The organism is Kitasatospora saccharophila (assembly GCF_039529925.1).
GTDB classification, from domain to species: domain Bacteria; phylum Actinomycetota; class Actinomycetes; order Streptomycetales; family Streptomycetaceae; genus Kitasatospora; species Kitasatospora saccharophila.
In genome coordinates this window covers 16198-42622 of record NZ_BAAANS010000014.1, presented here as the reverse complement: position 1 = coordinate 42622, position 26425 = coordinate 16198, and the positions used below count along the sequence as shown (strand labels likewise).

Genomic DNA, 26425 nt, shown 5'->3' with positions numbered 1-26425 from the left:
GCCCGCGCGGTTCCGGGCGGGCGTCCCGGCCGGGTGCCCGGGGGTCAGCCCGGCGGACGTGGACGCCCACCCGCTCGACCGAGCACCCCGCTCGGCTCCGGCTCCGGCTCCGGCTCGGGCTCCGGTTCGGGTTCGGGCAGGTACGGGGTCTGGAGCTGCACGGTGCGGCGGCGGGTGATGTGCAGGGCGCGGCCGGGAGGGAGCGGGCGGGGCTTGGTGCTGCCGAAGAGGACGCCCTCGCTGGGCGGGCAGGAGAGCAGGGTGACGGGGGTGTTGACGTCCTGGAGGCGGCGCAGCAGGGGGTCGTTGTAGGCGCGGCCGATGCCGTTGGCGGAGCGGGCGACGATCAGGTGCAGGCCGAGTTCGGCGCCCTGGGCGAGGTGGTCGAGGAGCGGCGCGAAGGGGTGCTGGGCGCCGGGCTGGGTCGGGACGAGGTCGTAGTCGTCGACCAGGACGAAGAGTTCGGGCCCGGTCCACCAGTCGCGCAGGCGCAGCCGGGCGGGGGTGATCTCCTCGCCGGGGAGGCGGGCGGTCATCGCGCGGGAGGCGCCGGTGACGACCTGCTTGAGGACGTCGAGGGCGACGGCGTAGCCGAGGCGGTAGGGCTCGGGGACGCTCTCGTAGAGGCCGCGGCGGAAGTCGACGAGCATGATCCGGGCTTCGGCGGGGGTGTAGGCGGTGGTGACCGCGGTGACCAGGTGGCGCAGCAGGTTGGTCTTGCCGCTCTCGCTGTCGCCGACCACGAGCAGGTGCGGGGACTCCTCGAAGTCGTGCCAGAGCGGGGCGATGGCGCTGCCCTCCAGGCCGAGCGGGACGCGCAGCCGGCCCTCGGGGGCGGGGAGGTCGGCGGCGTCGAGGAGGGCCGGGAGCATCCGGACCTGCGGGGCGCGGGGGCCGGTCCAGTGCTCGTCGACGGCGTCGATCAGGTCGGCGACGCCCTCGGTGAGGGTGTCGCCGTCGCCGAGGCCGTCGATCCGGGGGAGGGCGGTGAGGAAGTGCAGGCGGTCGGCGGTGAGGCCGCGGCCGGGGACGCGCGGGACGGTCTGCGCGGCGCGCATGTTGACGGCGGAGTCGATCGGGTCGCCGAGGCGCAGCTCGAAGCGGGTGCCGAGCTGGTCGCGCAGGCCGCTGGGGACGTCGTTCCAGCGGGCGGCCGCGATCACCAGGTGGACGCCGTAGTTGAGGCCGCGGCCGGCGATCAGGGCGAGCGCGGGCAGCAGGTCGGTGAACTCCTCGCGGACGGTGTTCCAGCCGTCGATGACCAGGAAGACGTCGCCGTGGCGCTCCTCGGCCAGCGCGGGGTCCCCGGCGGCGCGGCGGCGCCGGAAGGCGGCGGCGGAGTCGAGGTCCCGCTGGGCGAAGAGCAGTTCGCGGTGGGCGATGACGGCGGTGACCTCGGCGACGGTGCGCTGGACGCGTTCGGGTTCGTGGCGTCCGGCGACGCCGCCGACGTGCGGGAGGCCGCGCAGGCCGGTGAGCGTGCCGCCGCCGAAGTCCAGGCAGTAGAACTGGACCTCGCGCGGGCTGTGGGTGAGCGCCAGGCCGGCCACCAGGGTGCGCAGCAGGGTGCTCTTGCCGCTCTGCGGGCCGCCCGCGACGCCGACGTGGCCGCCCGCCGCGGCGAGGTCGGCGGTGAGCAGTTCGCGCTGCTGCTGGAAGGGGCGGTCCACCACGCCGACCGGGACGGTGAGGGTGCCGGTGGCCGGGCGCCCGTCGGGGGCCAGGCCGTGCGCGGGGGTCGGGGCCAGCGGCGGCAGCAGCTCGTCCAGGGTGGGCGGGGTCTCCAGCGGGGGCAGCCAGACCCGGTGGGCGGGCGGCCCGGCGTCCCGGAGCCGGTCGGCGGCGAGCTCCAGCAGGGTGGTCGACGGCTCGTCGGACGCCTCGGGGGCGGCCGGTTCGGCCTCGGGGGCGGGCCGGCGCGGGGCGACGTGGTCGGTGCCGTACGGGACGATCTGCCCGGCCGCCGCGGCCTGCCGGGCGGCGCCGCGCCGGCGGCGGTAGGGGCCGGAGACGTAGGCGGCCTTGAACCTGGTCAGGGTGGTGGTGTCGCTGCGCAGGATGCCGTTGCCGGGCTGCGAGGGCAGCTGGTAGGCGTCCGGGACGCCGAGCACGCCCCGGCTCTCCATCGCGGAGAAGGTGCGTAGCCCGATCCGGTACGACAGGTGGGACTCCAGGGCGTGCATCCGGCCCTCGTCCAGGCGCTGCGAGGCGAGCAGCAGGTGCACGCCCAGCGAGCGGCCGAGGCGGCCGATCATGATGAACAGGTCCATGAAGTCCCGGTGCGCGGACAGCAGTTCGCTGAACTCGTCGACCACCACGAACAGCGTGGGCAGCGGGTCCAGCGGGGTGCCGGCGGCCCGGGCGTCCTCGTAGTCCAGCAGCGAGCTGTAGTTGCCCGCCGCCCGCAGCAGTTCCTGGCGGCGGTTCAGCTCGCCGTGCAGGGCGTCGCGCATCCGGTCCACCAGGGCGGCCTCGTCCGCCAGGTTGGTGATCACCGCGGAAGTGTGCGGCAGGTCGTCCAGGCCGAGGAAGGTCGCGCCGCCCTTGAAGTCGACCAGCACGAAGTTCAGCGTCTCGGACGAGTGGGTCAGGGCCAGCGCCAGCACCAGGGTCCGCAGCAGCTCGGACTTGCCGGAGCCGGTCGCGCCGATCAGCATGCCGTGCGGGCCCATGCCGCCCTGCGCGGACTCCTTCAGGTCCAGCTCCACCGGGGTGCCGTCGGCGCCGACGCCGATCGGCACCCGCAGCCGCCCGCCCGGCGGCCGGGCCGCCCAGCGGGCCGCCACGTCGTGCCGGTACAGGTCGTTGACGTTCAGCAGCGCGGTCAGGTCGAAGTCGGTGCTGAGCGGCTCGGCGGCGTCCAGCGAGTCGCCCAGCCGGTGCGGGGCCAGTGCGGTGGCGAACCGGACGGCGGCCGGGCCGGACAGCGCGTCGGGGCGGCCCAGCGGGGTGCGCTCGTCCTGCCGGTTGCGGTCGGCGGTCACCAACTCGATGCGCCCGTCGGCCAGTTGCAGCCGCAGCCGGTGCGGGACGTGCTGCCACTCCAGCGCCCCCGCCAGGTCGACCAGCACCGCGTTGCGGTACCCGGTCAGCGCGGCCCGGCTGCCCGCGGGCAGTGCCACGCCGTCCAGCACGATCACCGTGAACGGCTCGTCGCGGCCCGGCTGGGTGTCCGGCTCGTACGGCGGACGGTCGGTGAACTCCGGGCCGAGCAGTTGCTCCAGCTCCAGCAGCGAGTCCGCGACCAGCCGCACCGGGCCCGCCCCGTCGGTGTCCACCGGGTGCAGGGCGTGCGGCAGCCACTTCAGCCACGACCACTCGGTGCGCAGGCCGGGCGCCACCGCGGCGGCGATCCGCAACTCGTCCGGGGCGTGGAAGAACGCCAGCTGCGCCAGCATCGCCCGCACCAACTCCCGTGGTGCGGAGCCCTGTTCACCGTCCGGCGCGGAACGGACCAGCACCTGCGCGTAGCCCCGCACGTGCACCGCGATCGGCTGGTCGGCGATCGACCCGTACGCGTGGATGAACCGGCGCAGCGCGTGCGCGCACAGCGGCTCCAGGTCCTCCACCGGCTGGGTGGACAGCGGGGCCAGCCGCACCGCGAGGCGCTGCGCGCCGACCGCGATCCGCACGTCCCCGAAGTCCGGGTGGGCCGCCCGCCGCTCCCACAGCCGCGAGGAGCGCACCATCGAACCCAGCGCCCCCGGCGCCGGGTGCCGCCAGGCCAGCGCCTCCCGCTGCCGCACCACGTGCCGCCGGACCTGACGGCGCATCTGGGCCAGGTACCGCAGGTAGTCCCGGCGCTCCGCCCGCAACTGCCGCTTGCGGTCGCCCGCCCCCCGGACCAGCTGGGTGACCAGCATGCCGACCGCCGACAGCCCCATCATGCCCATCGCCACGTACGTCAGCGGCCCGTTCGCGGACTGCGGGTTCAGGAAGATCATCACCATCGAGAGCGAGCTGAGCGCCATCGGCGCCATCGCCACCACGTTGCCCATGCCGCTCTGCTGCTCCGGCAGCACCGGCGGCTCCTGCAACTGCAGCTCGCCGTCCGGCATCGCGGGCCCGGGACGCCGGGGCGGACGGTCGACCAGCACCACGCTCAACGGGAACCTCCTCCAGCAGGGGACGGAACCGGCCCCGCCCACCCAGGCGTACGGGCGGCGGACGGCCGGTGGTTCAGCCGGGCCCTCCGCGCGGGGCGCCGCCCGTCAGCCCCCGGGGCGCAGGCAGCCCCGCGCCGCCGCCCGGAAGGCGGTGACCAGGGGGCCGCGGTCCCCGACCCGGGTGGCCAGCACGACCCGGCCCGGCTCGACGCCCAGCAGCGGGACGACGGTCAGGTCGGAGCGCAGGCCCCCGGCGTGCAGCGCGGCCGGGACGATGGCGACGGCCTGCCCGGCCGCGACGCACTCCACCTTGTCCTCGATGCTGTCGACCAGCGGGCCGTCGGGCGCGGGAACGCCGCCGGGACGCGGATCGAGCCGCCAGTAGGCGCTCCACTCGGCGTCGGCGAAACGCGGAACGGGCTCGTCGGCGATGTCGTCGAGCGTCACCGCCGCCCGGCCCGCCAACCGGTGGTCCACCGACACCAGGAGCACCCGGGGCTCCTCGTGCAGGACGGCCACCCGCAGGCCGTCCGCGCGCAGCGGCAGCCGGGTCACCACCGCGTCGACCCGGTGGTCGAGCAGGGCCCCGCGCGGCTCGTCCCACTCCAGGAACAGGGCCCGCGCCTCGGCCTCCGGGTGGCGGCGGCGCAGCTCGCGCAGGGCCGGGGTGACGATCAGCCCGGCGGTGTAGCCGACCACGATCCGGCCGGGCCGGGCGGCGGCCAGCGCCGCCCCGCTGGCCCGGGACGCCGCGCGCAGCAGCGCCCTGGCCCGGGGCAGGAAGGCGGCCCCGGCCTCGGTGAGCCGGGTGCCCTGCCGGTCGCGGTCCAGCAGCCGGGCCCCGACCTGGGCCTCCAGCCGGCGCACCTGGCGGGTCAACGACGGCTGGGCGACGTGCAGTTCGGCGGCGGCGCGCCCGTAGTGCAGGTGCGCGGCCACGACGGTGAAGTACCGGACCAGCCGCAGGTCGAGGTCCTGACCGGGAGACGCGAGTTCGGACACGCCCCCCATGCTAGGCCGCGCCCGGCCCGGCCCGGGGCGGCCCCGGGCGTCCCTCCGCGCGGGCCCCGCCCCCGGGCGCCGTGATGCCCGTCGTGCATCACGTGCTGCGGAACGGGTCTTGGACGGCGGCCGGCGCCCGCTCCTAGCGTGAGGGCACCGGCCCGCCGCCATCGGAGCACGGGCCGGACCAGCCGAACGAGGAGCACCACCCATGACCGCACACCGCGCCGCCGAGTCCGAGACCGTCGTCCGCCGCTTCTACCAGGCGCTCGCCACCGGGGAGACCGACCTGGTGGACGAGGCCCTGGCCCCCGACTGGGAGGCCGTCCCGGCCATGCGGACCGGCGGCGGCCCCGACGGCTGGAAGGCGGGCATCGCCCACCTGCGCGGCGTCTTCACCGACCTGGCCGTCACGATCGAGGGCGTCGTGGTCTCCGGCGACGGCGAACTGGTCGCCGTCCGCTCGCTCGCCCGCGCCGTCCACACCGGCGAACTGCTGGGCGTCCCCGGCACCGGCCGCACGGTCGAGTTCCGCGCCTCGGACGTCCACCGGCTGGTGGACGGCCGGATCGTCACCACCTGGCACCTGGAGGACTACTTCGGCCTCGCCACCCAGCTCGGCCTCACCTTCACCCGCTGACGCCCCCGCTGACACCCCCGCTCCGCCCGCCGTGCCCACTCCGCCCGCCGCGCCCGCTCGGCCCGCCGCGCCCGCGGCCGGTGAACCGTCCGCCCGGTGCCGTCCGTACTAGTCCGACGGGAGGACGGACCCGGCGAGAGGGAAGCGGACAGCGATGAGCGGTGGCACGGCGGCGACCGGACTGGTCCGGCTGAGGTTCCGGGCACCCGAGGCCGCGTTCGAACTCGCCCTCCCCGGGGACGTGGTCCTCGCCGACCTGCTGCCCGCCGTCCTCGGCTGGGCCGGGCCCGGCGTCGAGGAGGCCGGCGGCGACCACTCCGGCTGGGTGCTGCAACGCGCCGGCGGGCCACCGCTCGACGAGGAGCGCACCCTCGACGGCCTCGGCCTGCGCGACGGCGAGGAACTCCACCTGCGACCCGGCCTCGCCCCGCTGCCCGAAGTGCACTTCGACGACCTGGTCGACGGCGTCCGCACCGGCACCCTCGCCCGCGGCGACTCCTGGCGGCCCGCCGCCACCCACCACCTCGCCCTCGCGCTCGCCCTCGCCGCCCTCGGCTGCGGACTGCTGCTGCTCGCCCTCCCCGGCCCCGCCGCCCCGCGCTGCGCCGCCGCCGCGCTGGCCGCCCTGCTGCTGCTGTCCGGCAGTCGGGCCGTCACCCGGCAGGTCGGCGACCCCGCGATCGGCACCGCGCTCGCCGTCGCCGGAGTCGCCCACGCCGCCGCGGCCGCCGCCCTGCTGCCCGGCGTCACCGGCCCCGCCCGGCTGCTGGCCGGCGGCTCGGCCGCCGCCGGGGCGACCGTCCTCGCGCTCGCCCTCACCGGCGCCGGGCCGCTGTTCACCGGCCTGCTCACCACCGCCGTCCTCGCCTGCGGCGCGGGCGGGCTCGCCGCGTACGGCGTGCCCACCACGCACGCCGCCGCCGTCACCGCCGCGCTCGCCGTCCTGTTCGGCGCGTTCGTGCCCGCGCTCGCCTTCCGGCTCTCCGGGCTCCGGCTGCCCGCGCTGCCCCGCAACGCCGACGAACTCCAGCAGGAGATCGACCCCTTCCCCGCCGAGGACGTCCTCGCCCGCAGCCTGGTCGCCGACAGCTACCTCGCCGCCCTCCTGCTCGCCGTCGGCACCGTCTGCGCCGCCGCCCTCGCCCTGCTCGCCACCGCCCGCGACGGCGGCTGGGCCGTCCCCGCCACCGTCGCCGACCTCTCGCTGCTGCTCCTGCTGCACGCCCGCGAGATCGGCGGCCGCCGCCACCGCCTGGCCCTGCTGCTGCCCGGCGCCCTCGGCCTCGCCCTGCTCGCCCTGCGCACCGGCCAGGACGCCGGCCCCGCCGGACGCCTGCTGCTGTTCGCCCTGCTGGCCTGCGCCGCCACCGCCCTGCTGGTCGCCGCCCGCGCCGTCCCCGGCCGCCGGCTCCTGCCCTACTGGGGCCGGGCCGGCGACCTGCTGCACTCCCTCACCGCCCTGGCCCTGCTCCCGCTCGCCCTCCAGGTGCTCGGCTTCTACGGCGCGATGCGCGGACTGGCCGGATAGGTCGAGCAAGCGGCTCGCAGAGCAAGGAAATTGACGGAGCGTCAGCACTACCCCTGGAGGAACCCCGATGCAATCCCGACGCGACCAGGTGCAGGCCCACCTGTTCGTGATGGGCCGGGTCGCCGCCGGCGTGCTGCGGGCCGAGCCGGACGCGCCGGACACGCCGGTGGGGCGGACCAACCGGGGGGCGGCGCTGGGGCTGGCCGTCGCGGTGCTGATCGGGGCGGGGGCCGGGGTGTACGGGCTGGTGAAGCCCGGCGGGGCGAGCGGGTGGAAGAAGCCCGGGACGCTGGTGGTGGTGAAGGAGAGCGGCGCCCGCTACCTCTACACCGGCGACCTGCTGCACCCGGTGCTGAACGAGGCCAGCGCCCGGCTGCTGGCCGGGGACCGGCTGACGGTCGCCCAGGTCTCCGCCCGCTCGCTGGAGGGCACCGGCCGGGGCACCCCGGTCGGCATCGTCGGCGCCCCCGACGGCCTGCCCGCCCCGGCCGCCGTCGGGGCCGCCGACTGGCTGGTGTGCAGCGTGCGCACGGCGGACGCGGGCGCGGCGCAGGCGGCGCCGCGGTCCTCGGTGAGCATCGGGCCCCGGCAGCCCGGACGGGACGCCGGCGACCGGGCGGTGCTGGTCGCCGCGCCCGACGGCGCGCAGCACCTGCTGTGGCACGGCCACCGGTACGCGCTGGCCGTCGAGGCCCGCGCGCTCGGCTACCCGGGCGCGGAGCCCGTCCCGGTCACCGCCGCCTTCCTGAGCGCCTTCCCGGCCGGGCCCGAGCTGCGGGCCCCCGAGGTGCCCGGCCGGGGCGGGGCCGGACCGGTGCTGGCCGGGCAGCCGACCAGGATCGGGCAGCTGTTCGGCGGCACCGGCGCGGAACGCTACCTGCTGACCCAGGGCGGACTCGTCCCGCTCACCGAGACCCAACTCGCCCTGCTGCAGGGCGATCCGCGCACCCAGCGGGACGCGTACGGCGGCGGCCGGGTGGTGCTCGCCCCGGTCGGCGCGGCCGACCTCGCCGCGCCCTCCGCGCCCGCCGCCGGCGCCCCCGACCCGGCCGGCCTGCCCGAGCGCCCGCCGGAACTGCTGCGGCCCGCCGCCGACCGGGCGCTGTGCGCGGCGCTGCACCCGGCGGCCGACGGCGAGGGCGAGTTGGCGCTGACCGTCCCGGACGCCACCGCCGTGCTGGGCCTGCCGCCCGCGCTGCAACCCGGCGTGCTCCCGTCCTGCACCCCCGCGGACCGGATCGCGGTGCGGCCCGGCGCGGGGGCGCTGGTGCGGGCCCTGGCCGGGGGCGGCTACGGCTCGACGCTCTACCTGGTCACCGACGGCGGGGTGAAGTACCCGCTGGCCTCGGCCGCCGCCGCCGAACGCCTCGGCTACGCCGGGACGGCGCCCGCCGCCGTCCCGTCCCGGCTGCTCTCGCTGCTGCCGACCGGCCCCAGCCTGGACCCGGCCGCCCTGGCCGCGTCCGGCGTCGTCCCGCCCGCCGCCACCGCGGAAGGGCACTGCACGCGGTGAGCGGCCACCGCGGAAGGGCACCGCACGCGGTGAGCGGCCACCGCCGGCACGCGGTGAACCGCCGGGCGGGGCGCCCCCGTTCACCCTGGCGGGCCGCGTCCGAGCGCGGCCCCGCGACACGCCTCGCCGTCCGTTCCCGGCCGGCACCACGCGAGGAGGGACTCCGCACGTGAGCACGCCCACGTTCAAGAACACCGACGCGGCCATCAGCCAGGTGATCGCCTGGGTGCAGGGCCAGTACCAGGCGATGGAGCAGATCCGGCAGCACATCGACGGCATCACCGACGCCGTCCGGGACAGCTTCAAGGGCGCGGCCAGCAGCGTCTACCAGAGCAAGATGGCCGAGTGGGCCGCCGAGTACGCCAACGTCACCCGGGCCTACCAGGACTTCGAGGAGAAGCTCGCCGCGGGCAAGGGCCAGCTGGGCAACGCGGGCGACCACACCGTGAAGCTCGCCACCGGCATGGGCGGCGGCGGGCTGTCCGGCTACATCGAGGGCGCGCTCAACCCGCGGTAGCCCGCCCCGCCCCCACCGCAGCAGCCCCCTCCGCGCAACCTCCACCGAAAGGGTCGAACCATGAGCGGCGACCTCGAACTCCACTACGCCAACCTCGACGCGGCGATCGACGACCTGGCGGCCAGCTTCCGGCAGATGGTCGACCAGAACGAGGAGACCATGAACCGCCTCAAGCAGGTCCTCGGCACCGAGCTGATCGGCCAGTTCTCCGGCGCGGCCGACGCGTTCTCGGCCCAGCTGAGCACCGCCGACTCCCGGATGTCGACGAAGATCGACGAGGCCAAGGTGGTCCTCGGCGAGATGCGCGACACCATCCGCGACGCGGACATGCAGGCCAGCACCCACTTCGACCACACCCGGTGAGCCCGGTGGGCAGCGAGGACGACCCCGGGGGCAAGGGCGGCGGCGACGAGGTCAAGATCACCGAGAGCTACCTGGGCGAGTTCGCCGACCAGAAGCTCAAGTGGCTGATCGACGACTTCGACGCCTCCGAGCCGCGCGCCACCGTCAAGCTCTACGCGGGCGGCGGCGGGGACGGCAAGAGCGGCACCAACCACCTGCTGGCCGGCACCTCGGTGGACGGCAACCCGGCCCCCGGCAGCCTGGTGACGGCCCTGGGCACCTACGCGGGCGCGCTCGACACCTACTTCGGCGCGCTCTCGCTCCAGGCCGTCCGGCTCCGCGAGGACCTCAAGCACGCCTCCTGGGCGCTGAACGACGGCCACGAGGAGGCGCTCACCGCCGCCCAGTTGATGTGGCTGATCGACGACGTCCTCAAGGGCGGCAACCCGGGCGGCAGCACCACCGCCCCCTGACCCGCCGCCCGGGGCCGCCGCCCGGCCCGCCACCGGGGGCGGCCCCGGCACCGCCAGTACCACCAGCACCGCACCAGGGAGGGAACCGCCGTGGACCAGTGGGAAGACGTGCTGAGCCTGCTCGCGCCGTCGCAGTACGCCACCCGGGACGGCCGGACGGCCGTCACCGACCCGAAGGTCGAGTGGATCGGCGGCCACGGCGTCGAGGTCACCAACGGCATCAAGGGCGCCGACCTCGGCGGCCGGGCCTTCGACACCTGGTACTCCTGGAACTTCTCCTACACCCACGGCGGCTCCACCTCGTACGGCAGCGTCGCCGTCGGCCTGACCCTCAAGTGGGACGAGTTCCTGGCCGCGACCACGCCGTTCGGCAAGTTCCTCCGCGACGGGCCCCGGGTGCTCCACCCGCTGTGGGGCACCGGCGCCAACGACCGGATCAGCGTCGCCAGCTTCGAGGACGCGGCGGTGATGCTGGAGAAGGCCACCTGGTTCCTGGACGGCTGGATCCCGGTCACCCGCCAGTGGGCCGCCGACGTCGGCACCCCCGGCAGCGACTGGCAGGGCAGCGCGGCCGGCTCCTTCGCCGCCGTACTGACCGCCTACGGCCGGGAGCTGCAGACCCTGCGCGACCGCCTCGCCGACGCCGACGTGGCCGGATCGCTGCGCACCGCCGGGGCGGCCGTCAAAGCCGCCCTGCCACCGCTGGTCGACGCCTGGGAGCACTGGCGCAACAGCAAGGAGGCCAGCCCGGTCACCTCGCTCGCCAAGGCCCTCGCCGAGGGCCTGTCCGGCGCCGTGGTGCACCTGGAGGCCGACTCGCAGGGCGGCGGCGGCGACTTCTGGGGCAACCAGGGCGGCAAGCCGGCCACCCAGGTCGACGGCTCCCCGGAGCACGCCTCCGACTTCACCGTCACCTTCTCCGGCGCGAAGTTCGGCGACCCCCGGCAGGACGACTTCTGGGTCGCCGTCGGGGAACGCGCCAAGGCCCTCTGGGAAGCCGACCTCAAGCCGCTCGACGACGCGGCCAGGACCGCCCTGCGCGCCATCGAGACCAGCTACAACCACACCCGCACCCTGATGGAGAACCACCCGATCGGCAGCCCCGAACTGCGGATGCCGATCAGCGACCCGCCGGCCACCGACCCCGGCACCGACGGCCCCACCCAGGACCCGACCAAGGACCTCACCGGCGGCCCCGACGGCAGCGGCGACGACGGCTCCGGCACCGACCTCGGCGGCGGCCCCGACCTCAAGGACCTCGGCGGCGGCACCGGCGGGACCGGGGACGGCGGCCTCGACCTCGGGACCGGAAGCACCGAAAGCACCGGCGGGATCGACGGGACCGGCACCGGGGACGGCGGCCTCGGCCTGATCGGCGGCGGCACCGGCACCGGTGGCCTCGACCTCGGCACCGGCGGCACCTCCACCAAACCGGTCACCCTCCCGGCCGGCTCCCGGATCACCGACGACGGGCGGATCGTCGACGCCAACGGGAACCCCGTCCTGGACGCCAACGGCAACCCGATGCTGGCCGGCAAGGACTACACCATCGGCCCCGACGGCACCCTGCGCGACGCGAGCGGCACCCCCGTCCCGCAGTACCGGCAGCTGCTCACCGACAGCTACGCCACCGACTCCGGCGACGACCTGCTCGCCCCCAACCGCTTCGGCACCGGCGGCTACGCGTACAGCACCGGCACCCTCGGCACCGGCGGCGGCACCGGCACCGGCGGTGGCGGCCTGCTCGGCGGCCTGCCCGGCCTCACCGGCACCGGCGGCGGCCTCAGCAGCCGCGGCCTGGCCAACGGCGGCGACCCGGTCGCCGTCAAGGCCGCCGCCGAACAGGCCAACGCCGAACGGCTGGCCGCCCAGAAGGCCGCCGCGGCCGCCGCCGAGGAACAGGCCCTGCTGACCGGACGGCAGACCGCCACCAGCTCCTCCGGCACGCCGCCGATGATGCCCCCCGGCGGCGGCGCGGCGGGCGCCCCGGGCGAGAAGGACCGCCGGCGCACCACCTGGCTGGCCGAGGACGAGAAGGTCTGGGGCACCGAGACCGGAGCCGTCCACGGCGTCATCGGACGCTGACCGTCCGCCAGGAACCGAGCCCAGCAGGGGAAGGACCGAGATGAGCAACCCGTTCGCCGAACAGATCGCCCTCGCCATGGCGGAGGTGCAGGCCGAACTGGCCCGGGCCGAGGCCGTCCAGCAGGAACTCGACGGCCTCACCGCCTCCGCCACCAGCAAGGACCGGACGGTCACCGCCAAGGTCGGCTCGCAGGGCCAGGTGGTCTCGCTGACCTTCCACACCGACGCCTACCGCTCGATGGCGCCCGCCGAACTCGGCAAGGCCCTCACCGACGTCCTCAACGAGGCCCGGGCCGCCGTCGGCGAACAGGTCGCCGCCCGGCTCGGCGGCTTCGACGGCCTCGGTGAGACGCTCCGGCTGTCGATGACCGGCGGCACCGAACTGGACGACGTGCTGGCCCCGCTGTACGCGATGCGCCCCGGCGCCGAACCGGCCGCCGCCCGGCCGCGCCGGGCCGACCGGCAGGAGGAGTTCCGTGGCTGACCCGACCAGCACCGGCAAGACCTCGACCCTCAAGGCGGCCTTCGCCGAGTTCGACGTCCTCAAGGACATCGTGACGGGGGTCAACGACGACCTCACCCTGATCAACACGCTGAACCTGCACGTCGGCGGCGACGACGAGATCGGCAAGCAGTACCACCAGCAGGTCGACGAGGGCACCCGGATCCTCACCGAACTGATCACCAGGATCCGGACCACCATGGGCCAGTACTACGAGGGCGGCACGGCCTTCGCCGACACGCTCGACCGGGCCGACGACGACGGCGCCCACCTGATGAACAGCAAGCTCTGACCACCACCGAGGCGAGGCCGGTCCCGTGTCCCACTCCTCCATCGAGGTCAACGCCTCCACGGCGGCCTTCTTCAGCGCGATCACCGGCATGCCCTGGCCGAAGATCCGCGAGGGGGAGCTGCGCGACGTCCGGGACGCCTACGAGCACTTCGCCGCCGAGATGCCCGAACTGCGCGAGCAGATCGCCAAGGTGGCCGCGGCCTGCCTGAACCGCGGCGAGGGCGCGGCCATGGAGACCTTCGCCGAGCAGCTGAAGTCCTTCATCGGCGGCACCGGCGGCGACGACTACGTCACCGCCGCCGGGAGCACCGCGAAGAAGCTCGCCGACTGCGCGGGCGACGTCGCCAACGCCGTCGAGTACACCAAGTGGATGGCCATCGCCCAACTCGTCCAGCTGATGGTCGAGATCGCGCTGGCGGTCTTCTGGGCGCCGTTCACCTTCGGCGCCAGCCTCTCCGGCCTGGTGCTGCGCAAGCTGCTCACCAAGGTCGCCCTGCAGGCGCTGATGAAGTACCTGATCAAGACGATCCTGATGCACACCTTCTCCGGCCTGGTCGGCGGCCTGGTGATGGACGGCATCATCCAGGGCGTCCAGATCGGCCAGGGCAACCGCAAGGAGGTCGACAAGGAGTACACCAAGCAGGCCGCCCTGTTCGGCCTGATCGGCGGCGTGCTCAGCGGCCCGCTGGACCTGCTCGGCCTCGGCCTCGGCAAGCTGCTCGGCCGCCTGATCGGCAAGAGCGGCGGACGGCTGCTCGCCGACCGGCTCAGCGACTACCTGGTGCACGGCGACCTCCAGGGCCTCAAGGGGCTGCTGAAGACCGCCGCCGCGGCCGCGGAGAAGGAGGGCGCGAAGGGCCCGCTCGGGGCGCTGGGCAAGAAGGTGCTCGCCGCCTCCGAGAAGGAGCTCGCCGCACTGCCCTTCACCAAGAAGGAGGCCAGGGCGCTCGCCCGCGACCTCGGCAACCTGCTGGACGCCGCCGCCGAACAGCTCCAGCACGGCTTCGGACCCACCGGCCGCGGCACCCTCGCGGAGATCTTCGTCCACGACATGGGCAGGGTCTTCGCCGACCACCTGGGCAGCTCGCTGGGCGGCCGGGAGGCCGCCGGGCTGATCGGCCGCGAGTTCGGCGAAGCCTTCACCCGGAACTGGTCGGGCACCGCCGAACGGGCCGCCCTCAAGGACGCCGCCGGCACCGGCGTCAAGGACGCGCTCGGCACCGTCCTCACCGGCGCCGAACTCAGGGCCGCCGAACTCAAGGCGGCCGGCCTCTCCGCCCGGCACGTCGAGATGCTCGGCACCCACCTGCCCGAACTGGCCGAGGGGATCACCGGCGGCAACCGGGCCTACCACCTCGGCACCGTCCTCGGCGGCTACCTGCAGAGCGGCGTGCAGAACGTCCTCACCGAGGGCTTCTACAACCTGATCTTCGGCGAGAACCACGAGTTCACCGTCTCCGCGGGCAGCTTCCTCGGCGGCGTGCTCACCGGCATGATGGGCCACGTCCTGCACGTCGGCGCCTCGCCCCTGATGCACCGCTACCAGACCTGGGTGCACGAGACCCAGCACGCGGCCGTCCAGGACGGCGCCTCCGAGTACTTCCCGCTGCACCACCCGATCAGCTTCGCCGCCCTCGCCAGCCTCGCCTCCGGCAAGGTCGTCCCGTTCCCGGTGCCCCGGATGGGCCACCCCGGCGCCTACCAGGTCTCCAAACTGCACGGCGGCACCCTGGAGGACTACGCCGAAGCGATCGGCCACGCCTCGGGCAAGCAGGTCAGCACCCCGGAGGCCGACGCCGAGGTCGCCGAGTGGATGCAGTCGATGCTCACCTACGCCGACTTCCTGGCCGAGGAGCAGCCCGCCGCGCCGACCCCGGAACACCTGGCGGAGCAGGCGAAGGAGACGGCCCGGAAGCCGCCCACCGTCGGCGGCGAGCAGCCGCTCCCGGAGACCCCCGCCCCGCCCGTCCCGCCGAAGACGCCCACCGAGAGCCGCCAGCCCGTCCTGGAACCGCACGTCGAGCAGCAGGCCGTCCAGCAACCGCACGTCGAGCAGCAGGAGCAGCAGGCCGTCCAGCACCACACCCCCGCGAGCGAGGCGCCGAACGTGCTCGGCACCCGGGAGATCCGCCCGCCCGCCGACGAGTTCGCCCGCCACCAGGCCGCGCGCGCCTTCGAGTCCTTCCGGGCGACCAGGCTGGAGCTGCCCGACGGCGACACCGAGACGCTGCTGACCCTGCGGGTGCACCTCGACACCCGGCACCTCGACCCCGCCGCCCCGGACACCGCGCAGGCCCTCGAAGCGCTCAGGCAGCGCGCCCGGGAGGGCGTCGCGGACGCCTACGACCTCGGCCAGCGGCTCCCGAACGGCGACCGGCTGCGGGTCGAGGTCGAGTTCGTCGACGACCCGGCGGACGCCCACCACACCGCGACCGTCCACCCCGAGCAGCGCCGCGAGGACCTGCGCAACTGGAGCCTGCACAGCGACGCCACCACCCTCGCCCACGAACTCGGCCACGCCCTGGGCCTGGCCGACGAGTACCGCGAGGCCGGCGGCGGCCCCCGGCCGGTCTACCCCGACGCCGGACTGATGGGCACCTGGCACCGCGACGAACACGGCAACCCGCTGCTCGACGCCGACCGGACCGGCCTCGCCCCCGGCGACCGGGCCCCGCGCCCCGCCCTGAAGGCCCGCAACCTGCGCCAGCTGGGCGCCACGATCGACGCCGCGTTCGGCCCCGCCCCGTCCCCGCACCCCGACCTGCCGGCCCGCGCCCGCTTCGACGAGGACACCCGGCGCCGGGCCCTGTACGGCGGCCCGGCCGGCGGCGGCCACCTGTACGCCCCCGCCGGATCCGGCCGCGACCGGCCCGCCCCCGTCCCCGGCGGCACCCACCGCAACGGCACCTTCCGGGTGGTCGGCGGCCCCGCCGACCAGTTCCGCCCCCGCCCGAACGACCCGGCCGGGGACCTGGCCGGAGCCCGCCACCGCACCGTCTTCCCCGAGCACTGGACCGCCGACGACGCCGTCTACGCCGCCGAACGGGCCTACCAGCAGGCGCTGCGCACCGGCCGGATCACCGAGACCGGCCCGTACGCGCACCACTGGGTCGGCGAGTACGACGGTGTCCGGATCGAGGGCGAGGTCCGGGCCGGCGAGTTCACCTCCTTCCGGCCCGCCGACCGGCAGGACGACCTGGAGACCCCCGCCCACCTGCCCCCGCACCCGCTCGGGCACCCCTTCGACCTGCGCGGCGACGACCTGCTCCAGTACGGCGACCGGCACACCATGACCGGCGTCCACCACGCCCCGACGGCCGTCGCCGCGGCCGCGCACGGCATCAGGGTCGAACCCACCGGGCAGCCCCCGCACGAGAACGGCACCTACCGGGCGGACGTCTGGTACCTCGACCCGAAGGTCGCCCCCGGCGCCCCGCTCTCCCACCTCGACACCCGCTGGCACCGCCCCGCGGGCGAACCCCCGCACACCATGTACCCGGCGCACTGGACGCTCGCCGAGGTGCACGCCGCCGTCGAGGAGGCGTACCGCAACCGGCGCGACCCCCGGCCCCCCGGCCCCGGCGCCGAGCACTGGGTCGGCGAGGCCCGCGGCGTCCGGATCGAGGGGATCACCCGCGACGGCCGCCACCTGGTGCACCGCCCCACCGACGACCAGCCGCCCACCCCCGTCATCCCCGCCACCGACCACCGGCCGTCCAGCGCCCCGCTGCACGAACCCGGCACTCCCGGCACCGGCCCGCGCCCGCCCGCCACCAGCCGCCTGACGAGCGGCGAACAGGCGCTGCTCGACCAGGTGTTCGCCCCCGTCCCCGCCCCCGGCGCGGGGCGCGACCTGCCCCCCGAGTGGACCCCGCTGGAAGTCCGGCACGCCGTCACCACCGCCATCCCCGTCACCACCCGCACCGACCCCGACACCGGCCTGCGGTACACCGTCGCCGACCACCACGGCCTCACCATCGAGTACCGCGCCGAGAACGGCCTGATCGTCGACTACCGGGGCGTCCCCGGCCAGACCCTCCCCGACCAGTACCGCGTCACCCCGCCCACCGGCGCCACCGTCGAACCGCCGCACGCCCCCGTCCCGCCGCACGCCCCCGCCCCGCCGCACCTCCGGTCCGAGCCCGAACCCTCGCTGTACCTGGACCCGGACGGCCTCTGGCAGCGCCCCCGGCACCCCGACGGCAGCACCGCCGGGCTGCTCCGCCCGCGCGGCAACCCGCGCCACCCCGCCCCGACCGTCGAACCCAACGGCACCGTGCGCGTCCACGACTGGACGCCGCGCCCCGGCATCCACCCCGACTCGCCGCTCGCCGCCTTCCCCTCCAACTGGCGGCGCCCCGCGCACGACCGGGGCCACGTCCACTACCCGACCGCCTGGAGCCCCGCGCACACCCACGCCCGGGCCCGGGAGGCCGCCGCCCAGCCGCTGCGGCAGCTGCAACTCCCGGACGGGCGACGCTACTTCGTCGGCGAGGCCGGCGGCGTCCGGATCGAGGGCCACACCGACCGGGACGGCCAGCTGCTGACCCACCGCGCCACCCCCGACCAGCCACCCGCCCCGCACCCGCCCGCCACCGACCCCGCCGCCCCGCCCCGCCGCTCCGGCTACCTGCTGACCGGCCGCCCGCCCGCCACCCCGCCGCCCGGCACCGACTGGACCGCCGGCACCGAGCAGGGCCACCCGCGCTGGCCGCACTGGTCACCCACCGCCACCGGCCGCGACCTGCCGCCCGGTTGGACCCCCGAACAGGGCCGATTCGCCGTCGACCGGATCCTCGCCGAGGCCCTCGCGGAGGGCGTCGTCCCGCCCGCCGCCGGCCCCGCCGTGCTGCGCGGCGAACACGCCGGCGTCCTGATCGACATCGCCCTCCAGGACGGCACGGTCACCGGCTACCGGGCCGTCCCCGTCCGGGTCCGCCCGCCCGGGGAGGGGGAGTTCCGGTTCACCCCGGCCCAGGAGGGACAGAACTTCGACGTCCACCGCAACGACCTGGAGGACGGCGACCGGGAGACCCTGCTGACCGTCCGGATCGCCCTCGACACCAGCCGCCTGGACGCTCGGGACCCGGAGACCGTCACCCGGTTCGGCGAACTCCTGCAACGCGTCCAGGCCGACGTCGACCGGGTCTACAACCAGGGCCAGCGGCTCCCCGACGGCGACCTGCTGCGCCTGCGGATCGAGTTCGTCGACCCCGCCGACGACCCGCACGCCGTGGTCGCCGTCCACCCCGAGGGCCACGAGGAGGACTTCCGCAACTGGAACCTCGACACCACCGGACCCACCCTCGCCCACGAACTCGGCCACCACCTCGGCCTGCCCGACGAGTACCGCAACCACCTGGCCGCCCGCCGCCCCGTCCACGCCGACGGCGGCCTGATGGGCATGGACCGGATCGACCAGGACGGCCGGATCCTCCCCGAGACGCACAACTGGGACGGCGACGACCTGGTCGAGCACGACCGGGCCCACCTCCAGCCCCGCAACCTGCGCCAGCTCGCCGCCGTCATCGACCGCGCCCGCCGACGGGACGGCCGCCCCACCGGCGCCCCGCAGCACCACCCGTACCCGGACCTGCCCACCCGCGCCACCTTCCGCCACGACGCCCGGCAGACCGCCCTGCACGGCCCCGGCGGCAACGGCAACGGCCACCTCGCCCCGCCCCCGGGCGCCGACCGCCCGCGCCCCCTCCCCGTCCCCGGCACCCGCAATCCCAACGGCACCTACCGCGCCGAGACCCCCGCCCCCGACGGCGGCCGCCGCCGCGCCGCCGACGACAGCACCCCCCGGCAGCAGCGGCCCACCCGGATGATGTTCCCCGACGACTGGACCCACGAGCAGGTCCTCCACGCCGCCGAACAGGCGTACCTGCACGCCCTGCGCCACGGCACCGTCCGCACCGAGGGCCTCGGCCACCACTGGACCGGCGAGTACGGCGGCGTCCGGATCGAGGGCGAGCTGCGCGGCGACGAGTTCACCTCCTTCCGCCCCGCCGACGACCAGCGCGGCCTGCGGCCCGCCGCCTTCCAGCCGCCCCGCCGCACCGACCACCCGATCGACCAGCGCTCCGTCGACCACACCCTGTACGGCGACCGGCGCACCATGAGCGGCGTCCACCACCGCCCCTCCCGCGACTCCGGCCGAGCGCGCGGCGTCCTGGTCGGCGAACCCGTCCTGCGGCACGACAACGAGACCTACCGGGCCCCCGTCTGGTTCCTCGACCCGCTGGTCCACCCCGACAGCCCCGAAGCCGAACTCGCCGCGAACTGGCACCGCAACGCCGAACAGGGCCACCACACCTTCTACTCCGAGGACTGGGACCCGCCGCAGGTCGAGCGGGCCGTCAACGAGGCGTACCGCAACGCCACCACCGTCGAACTCCTGGAGGACGGCCGCACCGAACGCTGGACCGGACTCGCCCACCTGGAGGACGAGGACCTCCCGATCCGGATCGAGGGACTCACCCGCGACGGCCGCCACCTGGTCCACCGCCCCGCCGCCCACCAGCCGCACACCGACTGGCGCGAGCACGACATCGCCCTCAGCACCGACTTCCGGCACACCGCGCTCGACCCCGACGGCGGCGACCCGCTGGCGATCCGCCACGTCCGGTTCCTGAGCGGACAGGACGGCGTCGAGATCACCGTCCCCGTCCACTTCGACGCCCCCGGCGCCACCCCCGAACAGCGCGCCGAGCACCTCGCCCGGCTGCAACACGCCCTGGACACCCACCTCGACCGGCTCTCCGACGGCACCGAAACCCTGGTCCGGCTCCGCCTCGAACTCACCGACGACCCCGCCGCCGCCCACTCCAGCGTCCCGCTCACCCCCGACCACCCGATCGGCCTCGACCGGCTGCTGCCCCGGATCACCGAGGAGGCCGACGGCGACCTCCCCGGCTACCTGCGCGAACTCGGCGATCTCGGCGAACTCGGCGACCAGTTCACCGCCGGGCCCTGGTACCAGCTCCTCGACACCACCCCCGCCCCGATGGACGCCCCCGTCACCCCCGGCACCGGCCGCCGCCCCGACTCGATCCGGCTCTCCGACGAGCTCCAGGAGGGGATCGACACCACCCGGCCCGAGGACACCGAGATGGCCGAGCCGCTGCTGCGGCGGGGCCAGCGCGCCGACCGGGACAACGGCGGCGACAACGGGAACGGCGGCGACGACGGGAACGGCGGCCCCTTCACCAACCTCCGCCGCAAGGTGGAGGACAACGGCCTCTGTCTGCTCGACGCCGTCATCGGCAGCGCGCCCGACCTGGTCCCGACCACCGACGACCCGGTGGAGTGGCTGCGCCGCAGGATCGAGGACCACTACCGGGAGATCCCCGCCGAGGACGTCCCGCGCGCGGTGATGTTCGCCCTCCGCTCCCTGCCCGACTGGAGCCCCGGGGAGGACAACCGGTCCCTGCTCGACTACCTCCGGCCCGAGGACCGCGAGGACTTCCGGGGGCTGACCGGCGAGGAGCTGGAGAGCCACATCCGCCCCGTGGTCGTGGAGGAAGCCGACTACATGCCCGAGCGGGAGCGGGACACCCTGCTGAGGACCGTCCGGGAGTGGCGCACCAGGTGGCGGGACGACGCGGGCGAGATGCTTCCCCCCGCCCTCGCCCACGCCCTGGGCATCGACCTGCGGGTGGTGACCCACGACGGCACCCTGCGCGCCCGGTTCGGCCCCGAGGACGGACGGCCCGTCACCGTCTACTACAACGGCACCAACCACTACGACGCCAGCGAACCCTGGTCCGCGCACCAACTCGTGGACGAGATCGCGGCCGCCCACGGCAGCGACACCCCCGCCCTGCGCGAACGGCTCGCCGGGTACCTGCGCGACACGGGCCACGAGCTGCCCCCGGAGATCGCCGGTCTCGTGGACGTCAGCGAGCAGTTCGTCCCCAAGGGGGTCGCCCCCGGGCTGCGGAGCATCTACGCCCCCCTCGAACTCAAGAGGCGCCTCAGCGACCCGGCCGCCCCCCTCCACCTCCCCGAACCCGGCCTCCTCCCGACCCTCCTCGGCCACGCCCTCGACCGCCGGATCCGGCTGCACCAGTACGACGCGGACGGCACCGAGAGCGTCCGGGAGTACGGCCCGGAGGACGGCACGCCGCTGGACATCGGCAAGCGGGAGCAGCGGCAGCACGAGCAGGAGCAGCAGGAGCAACGGCAGGAGGAGCAGCACGAGCAGCACGAGCAGCGGCAGGAGGAGCAGCAGGAGGAGCAGCAGCACGAGCAGGAGCCCAACGATCCGGTGATCACGGGCGGTCCCGGCGGGAACGGCGAGGAGGCGCCGGGGACGGCGGGGCGTCCGATCGCCGGGACGGACCTGGTGCTGGGGCTGACCGGGGGCGAGAAGGCGCTGCGCGAGAAGGTCGTCGAGGTGCTGGGGCGCCGGGCGAAGGGCGACCTGGCGGCGGTGCGGGTGTTCGCGGAGGCGTACTTCGGGCCGACCACCCTGCGGCCGGTGCTGGCCGCGCTGTCCCGGGGGGAGACCTGGCGGGCGCCGTTCCAGGGCAACGGGTGGAGCGGGGAGGTGGTGCTGCGCGGCCGGGTGGACGGGTCGGTGCGCCGGGCGGAGCGGCAGAAGGTCGAGTTCGAGAACGGCGCGGACCGGTCGGTGACGGTCGGCACCCGCAGCGACAAGCGGCGGCTGTTCAACCTCGGCGTCCAGGCGAAGCACGCGAACGGCGGCGAGGAACTGTCCGAGGTGCTCGGCTACTTCCACGAGAACGGCGAGGGCGAGGTGCACCTGGAGACGGGCGGCACGATCGCGCGCTCGAAGAGCTCGGTGGACGCGGACGTGTACGACTCCACGATGGAGCTGGAGCTGGACTTCGGGGCACTGAGCTACGAGGACGTCCGGCTGGAGGGCGTCGAGAAGGTGTCGGTCGGGATGGTCGTCGCCGTGCCGACCTACCTGCCGGTGCCCGGGGGCAAGGAGTTGAAACCGCCGTCGCGGCTGGACGGAGGCCGGATCGGCGGCCAGGAGGTGGTGCTGGAGCTGACGCCGGACGGCACGGGAACGGCGGACCTGCGGACCCCGGTGGAGCAGCTGCTCGACCAGCTGGACGCGGCGGGCCGGGCGGAGGCGGGCGCGCACTGGCCGGCGCTGCGCGAGAAGATCCTCGCCGAGGTCGACTTCGCCCGGCTGCAGCGGGAGTTGAAGAGCATGACGGCGGGCGAGCCGGTCAGGGTGGTGCTGACCGACCGCAAGGGCACCGAGCTGGTCTCGTTCGACCTCGCCGCGAAGGTCGGCGGGCTGAAGGCGGTCGGCAGCACGAAGGAGAGCGAGTTCAACATCGGCTCCTTCGTCCAGGAGTCGGACAGCGTCCAGCACAGCGTCGGCAACGCCGGCCAGTACGGCGGCGGCCTCGCCCCGAAGCTCGACCCCGTCCTGCTCAGCGGCGGCGGCAACCACCGGATGGGCCGGGAGCACGTGGTGCTGGAGGGCCGCAGCCGGACGTCCCAGTTGACCGCGAAGGCGAAGGTGCCCGCCGTCGTGTACGACGGCACGGTCGAGTTCACGGCGACCTTCAACGGGAGCGGGACCGGGCACCGGGCGGGCCGGGCGGACGTCCGGCTGCTGGTCGACAGCCGGGACGTCGGGAACTTCGGGGAGCTGCCCGTGCACCCGAACCGCACCTCGCCGGACGGGATCTGGGAGAACGGCCTGGACGAGACGGTCGTCGTGCGGGACCTGGAGGGCGTCGGCGAGCTGCGCAAGGAGCTCGACCGGCTCGGCGAGGCCGCGTACGGGGACGACTGGAAGGCGATGCGCCCGGAGATCGAGGACCTGGTCAGCACGCCGAACCTGGCCGCGCACCTGACCGCGATGACCCGGGGCGAGCCGGTGGAGCTGACGCTGCGGGGCAAGGACGGCGTGCAGGTCACGCTGACCGCCCGGGTCGACGCCCTGGAGCACCGCCGCTGGGACGACAGGGCCGAACGCAACGTGCTGAGCGAGACCAACGAGTTCGGCGCCGACCGCCTGCTGGTCTCCAGCACCGGCACCAAGCAGGTCCAGTCCGGCGGGACGGGCATCAAGACGGGCCCGCTCGGCCTGGAGGTCACCGGCACCGGCAGCACCCAGGAGCGCGACCGCAACGCCGCGCGCAGCGGCAACAACGAACGGATCTACGCCAGCGGCAAGCACAAGGCGAAGCAGGACGTCTACGGCGCCACGCTGACGGTGGACGTCGAGGTGCGCGGGAAGGGCAGGACGTTCACGGCCGCCAAGGAGGTCAGGGCCGAGATCGGCGTCGACGGGAAGACCAGCGAGCAGGGCGCACCCGCCGGCGACCGGACGCTGTTCGACCGTTCCGAGTACGAGAAGCGGAAGGCGGAGAAGACCACCGAGGAGGCGGCGGCGGGGCAGGCTCCGAAGAAGGAGCCGGCCCCGGAGGAGGAGGCGCCGGCCGCCCGCACCGCGCCGACCCGGCTGAAGGACGGCCACGAGCTGAACGCGTCCTACGTGGTGCACAGCCTGGAGGGCGCCGAGCGGGTGCACGGCGCGGTGGAGGCGGCGGTGCGCCGCAAGCACCCCGACCTGTCGGAGCGGGACGCCCGGCGGATCCGCAAGACCTTCGGGCGGGTCGGGCTGAAGGCCCAGCTGTCCCGGCTGACCAGGGGCGGGACGCTCACCGAGACGGTGGGCGGCCGCACCTGGAGCGCCGAGATCACGGTCACCGCCAAGGTGCGGAACCCGGTGGAGCGCGGCGTGCTGGAGGGCTACGAGTTCGAGTCCGGCACCCGCTCGTCCAGCGGGCACGGCTACGGGTACGACCGGCTGAACCGGAAGACCGGCGGCGGGCAGGTCAAGCTCAAGGGCGGCATGGTCGACGGCGGGTTCGGCTACGCCTACCGGCGCGACGCGACCAGCGGCGTCACCGTGGACACCGTCGGGTCGTCCTCCAACCGGGGCAAGCACGTCGAGGACGCCGTGCTGTTCGACCTCGACGCGCAGTACGAGGTGCGGATCCGGTTCACCCGGCTGGGCGTGCAGGAGCGGCCGGTCGAGCTCTCGGTGCGGACCAGGGCCCGGGTGGCCGTCCCGCTCCGCGACACCGGGAGCGGGGACGGGTCGCCGGGCGGCGCGGGGAGCGGGAAGAAGCCGAAGGGCTTCCTGGAGCAGCGGCGGCTGGACTCCTCGGCGATCGTCACCGACGTGCACGCGCTGGACGGGGACGGCTCCGGCCGGGGGACCGGCCCGCGCGGGACCCCGCGCAGGACCCTGGGGGAGACGCTGCTCGACCAGGTCGAGGCCGGGCCGAAGCCGAAGCGGTGGATGCGGCGGCTGTTCGACGGCGGGGACTGGCAGCACCTGCGGCGCGAACTGGCGGCGCAGCTGACGCCGGACCGGCTGCAGGCCAGGCTGAAGGCGATGACGGCGGGCGACGAGATCGTGATCCGGTACAGGGGCCTGGAGGTGCGGGTCCGGGCGGTGCTGACCCGGATGGACGAGCTGGGCCCGGCCGGCACCACCGAGTTCAACGTCGGCACCGACGTCCAGCACAGCCGCGCCAGCAACGACGGCGCCACCAACTTCGGCGCGGGCAGCGGCCACACCGGGAACTTCGCGACGACGGTGACCGTCCCGGTGGCGGGGTTCGTGCCGGTCACGGTCGGCGTGCTGGGCAACCACGGTCGGGGCAGGGACCTGCTGGACATCGCGTACGGGTCGACCACGTCCGGTGGCGGGACCAAGGCGAAGGTGTCCGGCAGCGCCTACCGGGGGGAGGCGGAGCTGCAGTTCTCCCTCACCCGCAAGTCGTGGGGGAGCGCTCCCCTCCACCTGCGGCGCACCGCCAGGATCGGCTTCGAGAGCATCGTCGAGACCGGCGAGCTCCTGGAGGTGCCCCCGCCCCCGCCCCCGCCCGGCGCCGAGCCGCCGCCGCGGGTGGTCCCGTTCGAGCCGGCGGCGGAGCGGACCGTCCTGGTCCCGCCGGCGCGGGTCTGGGAGTTCGGGCTGCGGGACACCGACGTGCTGCGCTGGCTCGGCGACGTGGGCGGCCTGCAGGACCTGGTCCGGGCGCTCGCCCCGCGGTACTTCGGCCGCGACGAGTGGCGGCGGATCTCCGGCCTGATCGAGAACAGCACCGCGCACAGCCACCTGTCCGCGCTGTTCGGCTCGGTCAGCCGGGGCGCGGGGTCGGAGCTGGTGGTGACCGTCCGGCCGGGGAAGTGGCAGTCGAGCGACGGCGAGGGGGTGGAGGTCCGGGTGGAGGTCCTCCAGTTGGAGCACGAGGGCGTCGACGGGAAGACCGAGTGGAGCCCCGCCCACACGACCGTCACCGGCTCCACCCGCACCGCGCTGTCCTCGAAGAGCACCACCGCGGGCGCGCAGCTCGGCCTCAAGATCACCGGAGACGTCTCGCACAGCCCGGCGGTCGTCGCGAGCCACCAGTGGACCTCGCGCGAGGGCGGCAGCCACGGCGGGGGCGGCCAGCTGATCGCCAACGGCAAGGCCCCGACCCCGATGTCCCGCTACGGCGGGCAGGCGCTGGTCACGGTGGTCTTCTTCGACGGGCGGAGGGACCCGCTGGAGGAACGGGGCGTGCTGCCGTTCACCGTGGACATTCCCCAGCGCGACACCGAGGAAATCATCGTCCCCGGTGACAGCTACCTCGTTTTCGACAGAGAGCACCCCGAAGGCGACCTGAGATTCGAAGGCTCCTACCGGATGCTCGCGGAGGTCCGCGAACTGCTCGGCAACGCCCGGGGCCCGGCCGGCGGCGAGAGCCTCCCGCCCGCCCGGCTGGTGGGCCTGGTCCGGCTGGGCCACGCCGCCTTCGGCCACGGCTTCAGCCCCGACGCCCCCGCCGGCCCGCTGCACGTCGAGACCCTGCACCGCCTGGTCGCCCGGGCCGACGGCGACCCGGCCCGGCTGACCACCCTGATCCGGCAGGCGTTCGACGTACCGGACGGCACCGACCTCGCCGGCGCCCACGTCCGCCGGGTGGTCGAGCACGCCGAGTGGCAGGCGGCGCGGCACCCCGCCGACGGGGACGGGAGCCTGCAACGGCTGCTCGACACCGTCCGGTTGGGCCACGGCGCCTTCGGCGACGCCTTCACCACCGCCACCCCGGAGGGTCTGCGGCACGTCGAGACGCTGCACCGCCTGGTCGCCCTCGCCGGCGGCCCGGCCGCGCTGCGCGCCGAACTCCGCGCCCTGCTGCCGCACGGCACCGGCCCCACCGGCCCCGACCTCCGCCGGATGGTCGAGTACCTGGAGTGGCGCGCCACACAACACCCCGACGGCGGACGGCCGTTCACCCTCGACGACCTGAGGGCCGGGGCCGGCACGGACTGGGCGGCGGGCGGCCCGCCGCCCGACCGGCGGATCGCCGACACCCCGTCCCTGGCGGACGAGGTGTTCCGGGGGCTCGTCGGCTGACGGCCGTCGGG

Annotated in this window: 12 protein-coding genes; 10 read left to right on the top strand and 2 right to left on the bottom strand. The window is 75.4% G+C overall.

What is annotated here, in order from left to right:
• Positions 1 to 44: 44 nt before the first annotated feature.
• Both eccCa and ABD345_RS12700 read right to left on the bottom strand, forming a co-directional pair.
• Complete coding sequence (gene eccCa, locus ABD345_RS12705; RefSeq protein ID WP_344552189.1) at positions 45 to 4058, bottom strand: type VII secretion protein EccCa; 4014 nt, start codon at positions 4056 to 4058, stop codon at positions 45 to 47.
• A gap of 153 nt (positions 4059 to 4211) precedes the next feature.
• Positions 4212 to 5117 (bottom strand): LysR family transcriptional regulator, encoded by a 906-nt coding sequence (locus tag ABD345_RS12700; protein ID WP_344552092.1) that lies wholly within the window; start codon positions 5115 to 5117, stop codon positions 4212 to 4214.
• Between the two features lie 202 nt (positions 5118 to 5319).
• On the opposite strand from ABD345_RS12700, the gene ABD345_RS12695 reads away from it, so the two are divergent.
• The 10 genes from ABD345_RS12695 (at position 5320) to ABD345_RS12650 (ending at position 26414) form a co-directional block, all read left to right on the top strand.
• A complete protein-coding gene (locus ABD345_RS12695; RefSeq protein WP_344552091.1) occupies positions 5320 to 5748 on the top strand; it encodes an ester cyclase in 429 nt (142 codons plus the stop codon).
• Between the two features lie 154 nt (positions 5749 to 5902).
• Entirely contained in the window at positions 5903 to 7276 is a 1374-nt protein-coding gene (gene eccD / locus ABD345_RS12690; protein ID WP_344552090.1) for a type VII secretion integral membrane protein EccD, read from the top strand.
• Positions 7277 to 7343: 67 nt separating this feature from the next.
• Positions 7344 to 8789, top strand: coding sequence for a type VII secretion protein EccB (eccB, locus tag ABD345_RS12685; protein WP_344552089.1), 1446 nt, complete (start codon positions 7344 to 7346; stop codon positions 8787 to 8789).
• A 169-nt stretch (positions 8790 to 8958) separates the two neighbouring features.
• Complete coding sequence (locus ABD345_RS12680) at positions 8959 to 9306, top strand: WXG100 family type VII secretion target (RefSeq protein WP_344552088.1); 348 nt, start codon at positions 8959 to 8961, stop codon at positions 9304 to 9306.
• A 60-nt stretch (positions 9307 to 9366) separates the two neighbouring features.
• The gene (locus tag ABD345_RS12675) at positions 9367 to 9669 is read left to right on the top strand and encodes a hypothetical protein (protein WP_344552087.1); all 303 of its coding nucleotides are present in this window, start codon (positions 9367 to 9369) and stop codon (positions 9667 to 9669) included.
• A gap of 5 nt (positions 9670 to 9674) precedes the next feature.
• Positions 9675 to 10121 (top strand): hypothetical protein, encoded by a 447-nt coding sequence (locus ABD345_RS12670; RefSeq protein WP_344552086.1) that lies wholly within the window; start codon positions 9675 to 9677, stop codon positions 10119 to 10121.
• Between the two features lie 90 nt (positions 10122 to 10211).
• Positions 10212 to 12206 carry a hypothetical protein gene (locus ABD345_RS12665; RefSeq protein ID WP_344552085.1) on the top strand — a complete coding sequence of 665 codons (1995 nt, stop codon included), beginning with the start codon at positions 10212 to 10214 and terminating at the stop codon, positions 12204 to 12206.
• 40 nt (positions 12207 to 12246) lie between these two features.
• The gene (locus ABD345_RS12660) at positions 12247 to 12690 is read left to right on the top strand and encodes a YbaB/EbfC family nucleoid-associated protein (protein ID WP_344552084.1); all 444 of its coding nucleotides are present in this window, start codon (positions 12247 to 12249) and stop codon (positions 12688 to 12690) included.
• Positions 12683 to 13000, top strand: a complete 318-nt coding sequence (locus ABD345_RS12655; protein WP_344552083.1) for a hypothetical protein — start codon at positions 12683 to 12685, stop codon at positions 12998 to 13000. The genes ABD345_RS12660 and ABD345_RS12655 overlap by 8 nt, the downstream gene beginning before the upstream one ends.
• 25 nt (positions 13001 to 13025) lie before the next feature.
• Positions 13026 to 26414, top strand: a complete 13389-nt coding sequence (locus tag ABD345_RS12650) for an EndoU domain-containing protein (protein WP_344552082.1) — start codon at positions 13026 to 13028, stop codon at positions 26412 to 26414.
• The last annotated feature ends 11 nt before the right edge of the window (positions 26415 to 26425 follow it).